We start from the raw sequence: 13,459 nt of genomic DNA, 5'->3' as shown, positions 1-13,459 counted from the left end.
TTCGCCGCGGTGGGGTACTTAGACCGCCTCCAGGGCCTCCTCAAAGAGGGCGAGGAGGTCCTGGGGGTCTTCCAGGCCCACGGAGACCCGCACGAGCCCCGGGGTCACCCCGGCCTGGAGCCTCGCCTCCTCCTTGAGGCGGCTATGGGTGGTGGTCCAGGGATGGACGAGGAGGGTGCGGGCGTCCCCGAGGTTCGCCGCCTTGAGGAGGCGGATGGCCCGGAGGAAGCGGCTCGCCCTCTCCAGGTCCCCCAGGTCCAGGGTGAGGATGGGCCCGCCCGAGGCCAGGTACTTCCGGGCGTTCCTGTGGGCGGGGTCCTCGGGGAGGCCCGGGTAGCGGAGGGCCTTCACCTTGGGGTGGCCCTGGAGACGCTCGGCGAGGAAGCGCGCGGTCTCGCTCATCCGCGCGACCCTCAGGGCCACGGTCTCCAGGCCCTGGAAGAGGAGGTAGGCGTTGAAGGGGGAAAGGGCCATGCCGCAGAGGGAAAGCCCCAAGGTGCGGACCCTTTCGGGGAAGCACCTCGCCCCCAGGGCCTCCCAGGGGACCTGGCCCTTGGGGTCGGGCTGCAAAAACTGGGGGTAGTTCCGCCAGAGCCCGGTTTCCCGGGAAAGCACCGCCCCGCCCAAAACGGAGCCGTGCCCCGAGGCCCACTTGGTGAGGCTCTCCACCACCACGTGGGCCCCCCAGGCCAAAGGCCGGCAGAGCGCCCCCGCCGCCCCGAAGGTGTTGTCCACGACCAAGGCCACCCCCTTCTCCTCGGCCAGGGTGGCCAGGGCCTCGAGGTCGGGCACAAGGAGGGCGGGGTTGGCCACGGTCTCCACGAAGAGGGCGCGGGTCTTTTCGCCGAGGGCCTCCCGCACGGCCTCGGGCTCGGGGTCCACGTAGCGCACCTTTACCCCCATGAGGGAAAGCACCTGGCCGAAAAGCCCGATGGTCTGGCCGAAAAGCCCCTTGGCCGCCACCACCTCGTCCCCCGGGCGGAGGAGGGCGAGGAGGGCGGCGAAGGTGGCCGCCTGGCCCGAGGCCAGGACCACGGCCTCCAAGGCCCCCTCCAGGGCCTTAAGCCTTTCCTCCAGGGCCTTGGCCGTGGGGTCCTTCTGGCGCGCGTAGACGTAGCCTTCCCCGGTGGCGAAGCGCTCTTGGCCCTCTTCTAAGGTCTTGAAGCCGTAGGCGGCCACGGCGTAGATGGGAAGGCCCACCGCCCCGTGGGGGTCTTCCGGGAGGCCGGAAAGCACGGCCAGGGTCTCGTACTCCATCCTCCCCTCCTAGCGCACCAGGAGCACGGGACAGGGAGCCTCGGCCACCACCTTCTGGCTCTGGCTTCCCAGGAAGAGGCTTCCCACCGCCCCAAGGCCCCGGGTGCCCATGACGATGAGGTCGGCCCTCTCCCCCAAGGCGGCCTGGAGGATGGCCTCCGCCGGGCGGCCCTCCAGGAGGAGGGCGTCCTCCCGGGGCACCCCGGTGAGGGCCACCGCCTCGGCCAGGACCTTTTCCGCCCGCTCCAGGCGGCGCTTCAAGGCCTCCTCAAAGAAGGGCTCCCCCAGGTAGTCGGGCACGGGCTCGTAGGCGTGGACCACGACAAGCCTCGCCCCGTGGGCCTCCGCCTCGGCCTTGGCCACCTCCGCCGCCCGCTTGGCGTGCTCCGAGCCGTCGTAGGCCAGGAGGATGGTCTTGAACATGGTCCTAGTTTACCCGCTTCCTTGGCCCACGGGATGGTCAAGCCTGGGGGCGGCTTTCCGAGGGAAGCTCCACCTTGCGGCCGCAGCGGCAGGTCTCCCCCTCAATGCGGGCGAGGGTGCCGTCCCCCTTAGGGTAGAGCCAAAGGGCCCCGCAGTCGGGGCAGCGCACCTCGGCCACCAGGGAGCGAACCTCCTCCGGGGAGAAGCGGTAGACCTCCCCGCACCAGTGGCAGACCACCTCCGCCCCGCCGTCCTTCACGATCATCTCCTCCCGCTCCTCCGGGGTGAAGAAGACCAGGGCCTCCAGGGCCTTCTCCCGGTTGCAGCGGCAGCGGAAGCGGGCGGGGATCTCGTTCTGGAGGTAGCCCAGGGCGCGGAGGTCGGTGCGCTCAAAGCCCAGGCCCGCAAGAAGGGCCTCCAAAGCCCCCTCTAGGCCCCGCTCCCGAAGGAGGGGGGTGAGGCCGGGGAGGTCCTTGAGGTTGGCCTCGAGGCGGCCCAAGACCTCCTCCTTGGCCCCGGGCATCACCTGGACGGCCACACCCCCCGCTACCTCCACCTCCCCCTCCCCTTTGACCCGCACGCCGAGGAGCACCGCCGAGGGGATCTGCTCCGACTGCCAGAGGTAGTGGGCGAGGTCCTCGGCGATCTCCCCCGAGACCAAGGGTACGGTGCTCGTGTAGACCTCCCCATTGGGGAGGCTCCGGTCCACCCGCAAGACCCCGGCCCCCACGAGCTCCCCCACGTTCAGCTTTCCGTCCTCCCTCAAGGGGACCTCGGCCTCGGGGTTTTTCACATACCCCCGGACGTTCCCCTGGGGGTCGGCCTCCACCAGGATCCCCCCCAAGGGCCCCGTCCCCTCCACGCGGAGGGTGATCCGCTCCTTGGGGGTCTTGAGGAGGAGCTGGGCGAGGAGGAGCGCCCCGGTCATGGCCCGGCCCAGGGCGGCGGTGGCCGTGGGGGAAAGGCCGTGGCGAAGCCTCGCCTCCTCCACCACGTCCGTGGTTTCGGCGGCCACCACCCGCAGGTCCCCTCCGCCCGCAAGGCCCCTAAGGATCCGTCCCATACCCCGCCATTATGCCACGGGCCTATAATCCCCCATATGGGCCTCGTGATCTACGACACCCTGGCGCGCCGCAAGGTGCCCTTTGAGCCCGCGGTCCCCGGCCACGTGGGGATCTACGTCTGCGGCCCCACGGTCTACTCCGACCCCCACCTGGGCCACGCCCGTGGGCCCGTGGTCTACGACGTCCTAAGGCGCTACTTCCTCCACAAGGGCTACAAGGTGCGCTTCGTTTCCAACATCACCGACGTGGGCCACCTCACCGACGACGCCGACGAGGGCGAGGACAAGATCGTAAGGCGGGCCAAGCTGGAACGGCTTGAGCCCATGGAGGTGGCCGAGAAGTACACCTGGAGCTACTTTGACGCCATGCAGGCCCTGAACGTCCTCAGGCCCTCCATCGCCCCGAGGGCCTCAGGCCACATCCCGGAGATGCTGGAGCTCACGGAAAGGCTTCTTGCGCGGGGCGTGGCCTACGAGCGGAAGGGAAGCGTCTACTTCCGGGTGCGCTCCTTCCCCGAGTACGGGAAGCTCTCGGGAAAACGCCTGGAGGAGCTCAGGGCGGGAGCCCGGGTGGAGGTGCGGGAGGAGAAGGAAGACCCCCTGGACTTCGCCCTCTGGAAGGCGGCGGAGCCGGGGCACCTCATGCGCTGGAAGAGCCCCTGGGGGGAAGGGTACCCCGGCTGGCACATTGAGTGCACGGCCATGAGCCTCAAGTACCTGGGGGAGGGCTTTGACCTCCACGCCGGGGGGATTGACCTGCAGTTTCCCCACCACGAGTGCGAGATCGCCCAGGCGGAGGCCGCGGGCTTCCGCTTCGCCCGCCACTGGATGCACCACAACCACGTGCTTTTGGAGGGGGAGAAGATGGCGAAGAGCACGGGGAACCTGGTCCTCCTCCACGACCTCCTCAAGGCCCACGAGCCCATGGCCCTCCGCTTCTACCTCCTCCAGACCCACTACCGAAGCCCCATGGACTTCACCTGGGAAGGGTTGGAAAGCGCCAAAAGGGGCTACGCCCGCCTCCTCCACGCCTACCGGGAGGTGCGAAGGCGCAAGAAGGCCGCTCCCCCCGGCACCACCCCCGAGCTGGAAAGGGCCCTGGACGCCTTGGAAAAGGCCTTCATGGAGGCCATAGAGGACGACCTCTCCACCCCCGAGGCCCTGGCCGCCCTCTTCACCTTCCTCCCCGAGCTCCACAAGCTCCTGCCCGAGGCCAGGGGGGAAAGCCTCGCCCGGGCCGAGGCGGTCTTCCACACCCTGGGGGAGGGGATCCTCGGCCTCTTTCCCGAGAGGGTCCTCGAGGAAAAGGTCTCGGGGCCCCTTCTGGAAGGCCTCATCAAGCTCCTCCTGGAGCTTCGGGAAGAGGCCAGGCGGGCCAAGGACTACGAAAGAAGCGACCTCATCCGGGAGAGGCTAAGGGCCCTCGGCGTGGTCGTGGAGGACACCAAAGAAGGCCCCAAGTGGCACCTGGAGGGCTAAAGACCGCCCCGTGCGGGGCAAGCCCGCACGGGGCGGTGTGAGGCACTTAACGGGGAATCGGGTAGCCCCCCGCCTCCAGCACCGCCTCCGCCGCCTGGCGGCGCAGGGCCACGAGGTCCAGGGGCTCGCGCTTCGTGAGCCTGCGGGCGGCGGAGTAGACCACCCGGGCCTCGTCCCCTTCCACGAGGCGGGGCAGCACCGAAAGCGCCCCCGCCTGGGCCCGGTCCAGGGCCTGGGCCAGGTAGATGCGGGCGAGGACCTGGGCGAGCCCGCCAAGCCGCCTGGCCCGGAGGAGGGCGCTCTCCGCGGCGTAGGCGTCAATGAGGATGTCGGCCACCGCCCCCAGCACCTCCTGCTCCTCCTCCACCCCCTGGCCGTACTTCTGCACGGCGAGCCCGGCCACCATGAGGGCGAGCTTCTTCAGGTTTTGGACCTGGTGGAGCTCGAGGTCCTCGGGCTCCTCAAAGCTCGGCTCCAGAAGCTCCTTCTGGAGCCGCTGGACGGCCTGCAGGAGGGGGAGCTGGCCCTTCAGGGCCCGGCGGAGGAGCATGCCCGGGATGAGGAGGCGGTTGATCTCGTTGGTGCCCTCAAAGATGCGGTTGATGCGGGCGTCGCGGTAGGCCCTTTCAATGGGGTACTCCTGGGAGTAGCCGTAGCCCCCGTGGATCTGCACCCCCTCGTCCACCACGTAGTCCAGGACCTCGGAGCCCAGCACCTTGATGATGCTGGCCTCCACGGCGTACTCCTCAATGCCCGCCATGACCGCCTCGGGGCCCTTCTTCCCCGCGAGGGCCTCGTCAATGAGGCCCACGGTGCGGTAGACGGCGCTTTCCGCTGCGTAGATGCGGCTCGCCATCTCGCCGAGCTTCTGCTGGATGAGGCCGAAGCGGCCGATGGGGCGGCCGAACTGCACCCGCTGGTTGGCGTACTGGGCGGAAAGCTCCAGGGCCCGCTTCGCCCCGCCCACGGCCCCCGCCCCGAGCTTGTAGCGGCCCACGTTGAGGACGTTAAAGGCGATCTTGTGCCCCTTGCCCACCTCCCCGAGGACGTTCTCCACGGGCACCTTGACGTCCTCCAGGATCACCTGGCGGGTGCTGGAGGCCTTGATGCCCATCTTCTTCTCCTCGGGGCCGAAGGAGAGACCGGGGGTGCCCCGCTCCACCAGGAAGGCGGTGAAGTGCTCCCCGTCCACCTTGGCGAAAACGGTGAAGAGCTGGGCGAAGCCCGCGTTGGAGATCCACTGCTTGACCCCGTTCAGGACGTAGTGCTTGCCGTCCTCGGAAAGCGTGGCCCGGGTCTTGGCGGCGAGGGCGTCGGAACCCGAGCCCGGCTCCGTGAGGCAGTAGGCGGCGATCCACTCGCCGCTTGCGAGCTTGGGGAGGTACTTCCGCTTCTGCTCCTCGGTGCCGAAGTAGACGAGGGGCAGGGTGCCGATGGAGGTGTGGGCGCCGTAGGTGACGGAGAAGCCCCCGCTTCCCGAAAGCTCCTCGGCCACCACGGTGGAGATCACCTTGGGCAGGTCCAGGCCGCCGTACTCCTCGGGGACGTCAATGGCAAGAAGCCCGAGCTCCCCCGCCTTGCGCATCAGGGGCACGTTGAGCTCAAGCTCCCCGTGCTCCATGCGCTCCAGAAGGGGAAGCACCTCCCGCTCCACGAAGGTGCGGGTGGTGCGGGCGATCTCCTTGACGCTCTCGTCAAAGTCCTCCGGGGTGTAGACCCGCTCCGGGACCTCCAAAAGCCAGCCGCCGCCTTTTTGCCAAAGCTTCTTCTCCTCGGTCATGGTCCTCCTCCTTAGGCCGGATAAACCTCAAACACGCCCGCGGCGCCCATGCCGCCGCCGATGCACATGGTGACGAGGCCGTACCCCCCGCCCCTCCGGGCAAGCTCGCTTAAGAGCTGGGCGGTGAGCTTGGCCCCCGTGGCCCCCAGGGGGTGGCCCAAGGCGATGGCCCCGCCGTTGACGTTCGTCCTCTCCTCGGGCATCTCCAGGGCCCGCATCACCGCCAGGACCTGGGCGGCGAAGGCCTCGTTGAACTCAATGAGGGCGATCTGGTCCAGGGTGAGGCCCGCCCGCTTCAGGGCCTTGGGCACCGCCTTCACCGGGCCGATCCCCATCACGTCGGGCTCCACCCCGGCCACGGCGAAGCTCACGAAGCGGGCGAGGGGCTTGAGGCCCAAGGCCTCCGCCTTCTCCCGGCTCATGACCACCACCGCCGCCGCCCCGTCGGAGTAGGGGCTGGCGTTCCCCGCGGTCACGGTGCCCCCCTTCTTGAAGGCGGGGCGGAGCTTGGCCAAAGCCTCCAAGGAGGTGTCGGGGCGGACCGTCTCGTCCCGATCAAAGAGGACCTCCTCCACCTCCTTCTTGGTCCCCCGGTAGGTCACCTTGGGCACCCGGATGGGGACCACTTCAGGGAAGCGCCCCTCGGCCCAGGCCTGGGCCGCCTTCTGGTGGCTCCTCAAGGCCCACCGGTCCTGGTCCTCGCGGCTTATGCCGAAGCGCTCCGCCACCCTCTCGGCGGTGAAGCCCATGCCGATGTAGGTGGAGTAGGTCTCGGGGCTCCACTCCGTGGGGGTGAGGTCGGGGTGGAGCCGGGTGTGGAAGCCCGACATGGGCACCTGGCTCATCATCTCCACCCCGCCCGCCAAGACGGCGTCCGCCATCCCCGTCATCACCGCCTGGGCGGCCATGGCGACCGTCTGGAGGCCGCTGGAGCAGAAGCGGTTGATGGTGGCCCCCGCCACCTCCACGGGGAAGCCCGCCCGGAGGAGGGCCAGGCGGGCGATGTTCAGCCCCTGGGCCGCCTCGGGCATGGCGCACCCCCAGAGGACGTCCTCGAGCTCCTTGGGGTCCAGGCCCACCCGCTCCACCGCGGCCCGCATCACCTGGGCGGAGAGGTCCACGGGGTGCAAGGTGGCCAAGGCCCCGTCCTTCTTGCCCCGGGCCACGGGGCTCCGCACTGCGCTTACGATGACCGCTTCCCGCATCTTCAATCCCCCTTAGTTCCTAAGCGGCTTGCCCGTCTTCAGGGTGTAGGCGATGCGCTCCTGGGTCTTCCGGGTGCCGAGGAGCTTCAAGAAGGCCTCCCGCTCCAGGTCCAGAAGGTCCCACTCGGAGACCTCCCGCACGGGGCCCTCGCCCCCGGAGAGGACGTAGGCGATCTCCAGACCGATCCTCACGTCGTGGTCCGTGATCTCCCCCGCCTCGCGGAAAGCCCAGACGGCGTAGCGGAGGTTGCCCAAGGCCTCGCTCCCCAAGACCCGGACCCTCGGGGGCAGGGGCGGGCGGTAGTCGGGGGCGAGCTCCAAAACCCGCCTTTTGGCGTCGGCGATGAGGAAATCCCGGTTCATGCTGATCCGGTCCCGGTCCTGGAGGAAGCCCATCTTCAGGGCCTCGAGGGCGCTCGTGGAGGTCCTGGCCATGGCGATGAGGTTAAAGGCCCGCTTCACCGCCTCAAAGGGGTCGGCCTCCTCGTAGGGGGCAAGCTCCTGGGTGAAGCGGAGGAGCATCTCCTTGGTGCCGCCCCCCGCGGGCAGAAGCCCTACCCCGGCCTCCACCAGGCCCATGTAGAGCTCGGCGTGGGCCTGGACGGCGTCGGCGTGCAGGGTGAACTCCGCCCCGCCCCCCAGGGTGAGGCCAAAGGGGGCCACCACCACGGGGAAGGGGCTATAGCGGAGGGACATGGAGGCCTTCTGGAACTGGCGCACCGCCAGGGCGAGCTCGTCCCAGTCCCCCTCCTGGGCCAGGGAGAGGATGAGGGCCAGGTTGGCCCCGGCGGAGAAGGCCCTGGGGTCCTCGTTGCCGATGACGAGGCCCAGGTAGCCCTTCTCCTCCACGTACTCCAGGCTCTTCTGGAGCATGCGGATGACCCCTTCCCCGATGGCGTTCATCTTGGTGCGGAACTCCAAAAGGGCCACCCCATCCCCCAGGTCCAGAAGGGCCGCCTCCTTGCCCTCCAGGAGGACCTTGCCCTCGGACTTGAGGGCCTTCAGGGAGAGGACGCCCTCCCGCTTGGGCAAGGGGTGGTAGGCCCCGTCAAACCCCAGGTAGGCGCCGTCCTTGTAGAAGGCCCCCTGGGCCTTCCGGAGAAGCTCGGGGGCCTCGAGGCCCTCCTCGGCGAAAAGGGCCTCCACCCGGGAAAGCCCCACGGCGTCCATGTTCTTGAAGGGGCCTTCCTCCCAGCCGAAACCCCACTCCAGGGCCTGGTCCACGGAGACGAGGTCGTAGGCGATCTCCGGAGCCTTCTCCAGGGTGTAGTGGGCGGTCCTGGCGAAAAGCTCCCGGAGGAAGGCCCCGTACTTGCCGGGAAGGTCCAAGGCCTTGGCGAGGCGCTCCCTCAGGGGAAGGTCCCGGAGGGCGCGAAGCTCGGGAAGCTCCAGCTTGGTCCGGGGGGCGTACTCCAGGGTCCGGTAGTCCAGGGTGTAGATCTCCCCGTTCACCCGCTTGTAGAACCCGGCCCCCGCCTTCTCCCCTAAGCGGCCCTCCTCCACGAGCCGGTGGACCCACTCGGGCAGGGCGAAGTCCTCCCCGGTGGCCTGGGCAAGCTCCTCGGTCACGAGCTTCAGCACGTCCAGGCCCGTGAGGTCGGCGGTGCGGAAGGTGGCGGAGTTCGGGCGGCCGAGGAGGGGCCCGGTGAGGGCGTCCACCTCGTCAATGGTGAGGCCGTGCTTCTCCATGAGGCGCACCGCCTGCACCATCCCGTAGACCCCGAGGCGGTTGGCGATGAAGCCGGGGGCGTCCTTGGCGAGAACGGTGCCCTTGCCGAGGTTCCTCTCCCCGAAGCGGCGGATCGCCTCCAGGACCTTGGGGTCGGTCTCGGGGGTGGGGATGAGCTCCAGGAGGTGGAGGTAGCGGGGCGGGTTGAAGAAGTGGGTGCCCAGGAAGCGCCGGCGGAAGCCCTCGGAGCGCCCCTCCAGAAGCACCCTCATGGGGATGCCGCTCGTGTTGGAGCTAATGATGGCGGTGGGTTTCAGGAGGCCTTCCAGGCGGGCGTAGAGGGCCTGCTTGGGCTCGGGCTTCTCAATGATGGCCTCCACCACCCAGTCGCAGTCCTTGAGCTTCTCCAGGTCGTCCTCGGTGTTGCCGATCTCAATGTACCGGGCCCGCTCGGGGTCCATGAAGGCCGCGGGCTTGGCCTTGAGGGCGCGCTCCAGGCCCCGCTTGGCGTACTCGTTGCGGTCCTCCTTCCCGGGGATGTCCAGGAGGACCACCGGGATCCCGGCGCTGGCCACCAGGGCGGCGATCCCGCTTCCCATGGTCCCCGCGCCTACCACGCCTACCTTCTTGATCATGGCCACCTCCTTATACTGAGTCAAAGTTTAACCCCAAAACGCTCCGCCTGTCAAAGGGCGGCGCCACCCTGGGCCGCTTCCAGCTCAAACCGGACTCCGGCGGCTAGCGGTCGGCGAAGAGGTAAAGGGCTTCCATCAGGGCCTCGGGGTAGTCCCGGGGCCTTAAGCCCTTCTTCTCCAGGCGGAACCCGGGCGGGTACTGGGTGAGCTCCACCCGGTAAGGAAGCCCTTTTAGGCCGCGGGCGTCGTAGTCCAGGGGGTAGCGGGGGAAGACCACCTCCAGGTGGGTGAGGCCCTCCGTGATGGACACCACCCCCTTCCTCTCCGCCACCAGGCGGAGCCGGGCGAGGGCCACGAAGTTCTCCGCCTCCTCAGGGAGAGGCCCGTAGCGCGCTTTGAGCTCCCGCACCAGGCGGGAAAGCTCGGCGAGGCTTTTCGCCTCGGCGAAGCGGCTGTAGTAACGGCTCCTGGCCTCGAGACTCGGCACGTACTCCGCGGGCAGCCGGGCGGAGAGGGCGAGGTCCACCGTCACGTGGGGCCGCTCCTCCCTGACCTCCCCCTTGAGCTTTCGGATGGCCTCTTCCAGAAGCTCGGTGTAGACCTCGAGGGAAAGCGCCCGGATGTGCCCGTGCTGCTCCGGGCCCAGGAGGTTCCCCACGCCCCGGATCTCCATGTCCTTCTCCGCCAGGAGGTGGCCCGAGCCCAGGTCGGAGAGGTCGGCGATGGCGGCGAGGCGCTTCTCCGCGGCCTCGGTGAGGCGAGGCGGGTGGAAGAGGTAGGCGTAGGCCTCCTCCTCCCTCCGTCCCACCCGGCCCCGGAGCTGGTACAAGGTGGCGAGGCCCAGGCGGTCCGCCCGCTCAATGAGGATGGTGTTGGCCTCGGGCACATCCAGGCCCGCCTCAATGATGGTGGTGGCGAGGAGGACGTCGTAGGCCCCCTCGGCGAAGAGGAGCATGGTCTCCTCAATGAGCCCCTCGGGCATCTGGCCGTGCACCACCCCGATGCGGGCCTCGGGGACGAGCCCTTCCAGAAAGCGCCGCCTGGCCTCTATGGAGGCCACCCGGTCGTGGACGTAGAAGACCTTACCCCCCCGCTCCAGCTCAAAGAGGATGGCCTCCCGCACCAAGAGGGGGTCAAAGGGGGCGAGGAAGGTCCGGATGGGCTTACGGCCAGGGGGCGGGGTCTTTATGCTGGAGAGGTCCTTCAAGCCCACCAGGGCGGAGTAGAGGGTTCGGGGGATGGGGGTGGCGGAGAGGTAGAGGGTGTCCACCTCCGCCTTGAGCTCCCGGATCCGCTCCTTCTGGGCCACGCCGAAGCGGTGCTCCTCGTCCACGATGAGGAGGCCGAGGTCCCTAAAGCGCACGTCCTCCTGGAGGAGGCGGTGGGTGCCGATGACGATGTCCACCGTGCCCTCGGCGAGGCCCTTCAGGATGGCCTCCTCCTCCTTGGGCGGGGTGAAGCGGGAAAGGACCGCCACCCTCACGGGGAGGCCCTGGAAGCGCTCCCTAAAGGTCTTCCCGTGCTGCTCAGCGAGGAGGGTGGTGGGCACGAGGAAGGCCACCTGGGCCCCGTGCCCCACCACCCGGTGGGCGGCCCTCAGGGCCACCTCCGTCTTGCCGAAGCCCACGTCCCCCGAGACCAGGCGGTCCATGGGGTGGGGGCTTTCCAGGTCGCGGAGGACCTCCTCCAGGGCCCGCTTCTGGTCGGGGGTGAGCTCGTAGGGGAACCCCTTCTCCACCAGAGGGTCCCACTCGGGCAAGGGGGGAAAGGCCCGGCCCGGGGTGGCCTTGCGCTTGGCCTGAAGGACGAGGAGGCGCCCGGCGAGCTCCTCCACGTCCTTCCTGGCCTTCTCCTTGGCCCGCTGCCACTCCCCCTTGCCCAGGGAGGAAAGCTCCGGGGGGTCGTCCGTGGTCCCGGGGTGGCGCTTGAGGAGAGGAAGCTGCTCCACGGGGAGGTAGAGCTTCCCTTCCCCCTTGTAGCGCAGGACCAGGTAGTCCCGCTTGACCCCCAGGACCTCCCGGGTCTCCAGGCCCAGGTACTGCCCGATGCCGTGCTCCGGGTGGATGAGGTAGTCCCCCGGGGAAAGGGCCCCGGGGTCGCTGAGCCCCTCCCCTACCCGGACCCTGGCCCGCACCCCCCCGGTGGCGAAGACCAGGGCCTCGGTGAGGAGGACCCACTCCCCCCACTCCGCCCCGCCCTCAAAGTCCCCGGGGAGGAGGGCAAGCCGCCCCTTGGGCCCGGGGAACCGGTCTAGAACGAGGGGCGAGAAGGCCTGGAGGCGCCTTTTGAGGTAGTCCAGGGTGCGGGCGTGGCCCACGAAGAGGTGGACCCGCTTTCCCGCCTCCAGCCAGCAGGCGAGGTCCTTCTCCAGGGCCTTCAGGCTTCCCCGGTAGGGGGGAAGGGGCCTCGCCCCGAGCTCCAAAGGGGGGAGCTCCACCCCGCCGCCCAGGGCCACCACGGGCCTTCCCGCAAGGAGGGGCCAAAGGGCCTCGGGAGCGAGGGCGGGGGTGTCCAGGTAGACGGGGCCGGGGAAGTGGAGGACCTTCTTGGAGGTGAAGCCCTCCGCCTTCCCCGGCTTGGGCAGGAGGATGTGGCGCCGCCTCTCCTCCCCCCTCACCAAAAGCCTTTCCAGCTCGTCCCCGAAGAACTCCAGGCGCACCTCGCCGAGCTCCACCACCTCCCCCAGGACGCGGTAGTCCTCGTCCCGGGCGTAGCCCAGCTTGAGGAGGCGGGAGAGGAGGGCCTCCCGGGGATAGGCGCGGCCCACCTCCAGAAGAAGCCGCCAGGCCTCGGGGTCCTCGGGGAAGGGGCTTAGGGCCTCCTCGTAGGAGAGGACGAAGAGGGCCTTTTCCTCCAGGGCCTCGAGGCCGGGGTTCAGGTAGACCCTGGCCCCGAAGGCGGAGAGGTCCCGGTAGCGCCTAAGCCGCGCCTCGGGGACGAGGAGGAGGGCTGGGGGCGGCTCCTTTGCGAAAAGCAGGGCCGCCACCACCTGCGGAAGGGCCAGGCGGTGGCCGTGAAGCTTCTCCAAGGCGATTTCCATGCCGCTTTGGCCCCGAAGGGCCAAGGGCTATTCTAGCGCGTAGGCGTGGACCGCCAAAGCCCCAAGCCCCACGTTGGCGGTGATGGTGGCCCCCGAGCGGGTGATGCGGCCCCGCTCCAGGCGCAGGGCGCTTTCCAGGCTCCGCTTTAGCCCCTCAATCCACTCGCTTGAGGCGTCGGAGTGGGCGATGGTGATGCGGGCGGCGCGGCCCCTGAACTCCTCCAGGACAAGCCGGGCGAGGGCCTCGGGGACCGCGCCCTCCCGGACCACCCGGAGGAAGCGGGTGTGCCCCTTCTCAATGCGGAGGATGGGCCTCAGGCCCAAAAGGTTTCCCACCACCTCGCCAAAGCGGGGGAGGCGGCCGTTTCGGGCGAGGTGGGAGAGGTCGGCCACGCTGAAGTAGAGGCTGGAGCGTTTAAGCCTCTCCATCTCCCGCACCACCGCCTCCTCCTCGGCGCCCTTCTTCAGCAACTCCACCGCCCGGAGGACCATGGCCCCAAGACCTGCGGAGACCATCCCCGAGTCCACCACCCGGATGCGGGTGGGGGCCACCCTAAGGGCCGCTTCCCGGGCCCTCTCCACGGTCTTGGAAAGCTCCCCCGAGACGTGGAGGGAAAGCAGGCGGTCGTAGACCTGGAGGTGGCGCTCGTAGACCTCGGCGAAGTCCTCCACGCTGGGGGGCTCGGTCACGGGCTCGGCCCCGGCCCGCATGGCCTGGTAGAGGGCGTCGGGGGTGAGCTCCTGCCAGTCCTTGTAGCGGCGCCCGGCCAGGCGCACGTAGATGGGCACCAGGCCCACGGCCTCCTCCTGAAGCACCTTTGGGGAAAGGTCCGAAGCGGTGTCGGTCACCAGCCCTAGGTCCACACCCCCATCTTATACCAGGTCAAAATACCCTCACGCTATAATGG

9 protein-coding genes are annotated in these 13,459 nt (G+C 69.2%); 1 reads left to right on the top strand and 8 read right to left on the bottom strand.

The genetic code is table 11. From position 1 onward, the window contains the following. Window positions 1–18: 18 nt before the first annotated feature. From BLP62_RS04060 to hslO, 3 genes are read right to left on the bottom strand one after another with little or no spacing between them, the layout of a single operon-like run. Complete coding sequence (locus tag BLP62_RS04060) at window positions 19–1,257, bottom strand: O-acetylhomoserine aminocarboxypropyltransferase/cysteine synthase family protein (RefSeq protein ID WP_093006114.1); 1,239 nt, start codon at window positions 1,255–1,257, stop codon at window positions 19–21. Window positions 1,258–1,266: 9 nt separating this feature from the next. Beyond that, a complete protein-coding gene (locus BLP62_RS04055) occupies window positions 1,267–1,680 on the bottom strand; it encodes a universal stress protein (RefSeq protein WP_018112343.1) in 414 nt (137 codons plus the stop codon). Between the two features lie 37 nt (window positions 1,681–1,717). Continuing rightward, window positions 1,718–2,743, bottom strand: a complete 1,026-nt coding sequence (gene hslO, locus BLP62_RS04050) for an Hsp33 family molecular chaperone HslO (protein ID WP_093006112.1) — start codon at window positions 2,741–2,743, stop codon at window positions 1,718–1,720. Window positions 2,744–2,779: 36 nt separating this feature from the next. Between hslO and cysS the strand changes: the two genes are divergently transcribed. Further along, a complete protein-coding gene (gene cysS / locus BLP62_RS04045) occupies window positions 2,780–4,222 on the top strand; it encodes a cysteine--tRNA ligase (protein ID WP_093006110.1) in 1,443 nt (480 codons plus the stop codon). A gap of 46 nt (window positions 4,223–4,268) precedes the next feature. Here cysS and BLP62_RS04040 read toward each other — a convergent pair whose 3' ends face one another. The 5 genes from BLP62_RS04040 to BLP62_RS04020 all read right to left on the bottom strand — a co-directional run bounded on the left by BLP62_RS04040 (window position 4,269) and on the right by BLP62_RS04020 (window position 13,415). Continuing rightward, window positions 4,269–6,002 carry an acyl-CoA dehydrogenase family protein gene (locus BLP62_RS04040; protein WP_093006108.1) on the bottom strand — a complete coding sequence of 578 codons (1,734 nt, stop codon included), beginning with the start codon at window positions 6,000–6,002 and terminating at the stop codon, window positions 4,269–4,271. An 11-nt stretch (window positions 6,003–6,013) separates the two neighbouring features. Further along, window positions 6,014–7,207 (bottom strand): thiolase family protein, encoded by a 1,194-nt coding sequence (locus BLP62_RS04035; RefSeq protein WP_093006195.1) that lies wholly within the window; start codon window positions 7,205–7,207, stop codon window positions 6,014–6,016. A gap of 12 nt (window positions 7,208–7,219) precedes the next feature. Continuing rightward, window positions 7,220–9,511: a 3-hydroxyacyl-CoA dehydrogenase/enoyl-CoA hydratase family protein gene (locus tag BLP62_RS04030; protein WP_093006106.1), complete on the bottom strand. Its 2,292-nt coding sequence runs from the start codon at window positions 9,509–9,511 to the stop codon at window positions 7,220–7,222. A 103-nt stretch (window positions 9,512–9,614) separates the two neighbouring features. After that, on the bottom strand, window positions 9,615–12,551 hold the full coding sequence (mfd, locus tag BLP62_RS04025; protein ID WP_093006193.1) for a transcription-repair coupling factor: 2,937 nt from the start codon (window positions 12,549–12,551) through the stop codon (window positions 9,615–9,617). Window positions 12,552–12,578: 27 nt separating this feature from the next. Next, window positions 12,579–13,415 (bottom strand): DegV family protein, encoded by an 837-nt coding sequence (locus tag BLP62_RS04020; RefSeq protein ID WP_093006104.1) that lies wholly within the window; start codon window positions 13,413–13,415, stop codon window positions 12,579–12,581. Window positions 13,416–13,459: the final 44 nt, after the last annotated feature.

The sequence above is a fragment of the Thermus arciformis genome (genome assembly GCF_900102145.1).
In the GTDB taxonomy this organism is placed as follows: domain Bacteria; phylum Deinococcota; class Deinococci; order Deinococcales; family Thermaceae; genus Thermus; species Thermus arciformis.
The sequence above is the reverse complement of the archived record's forward strand: the minus strand, read 5'-3'. Positions and strand labels throughout refer to the sequence as shown.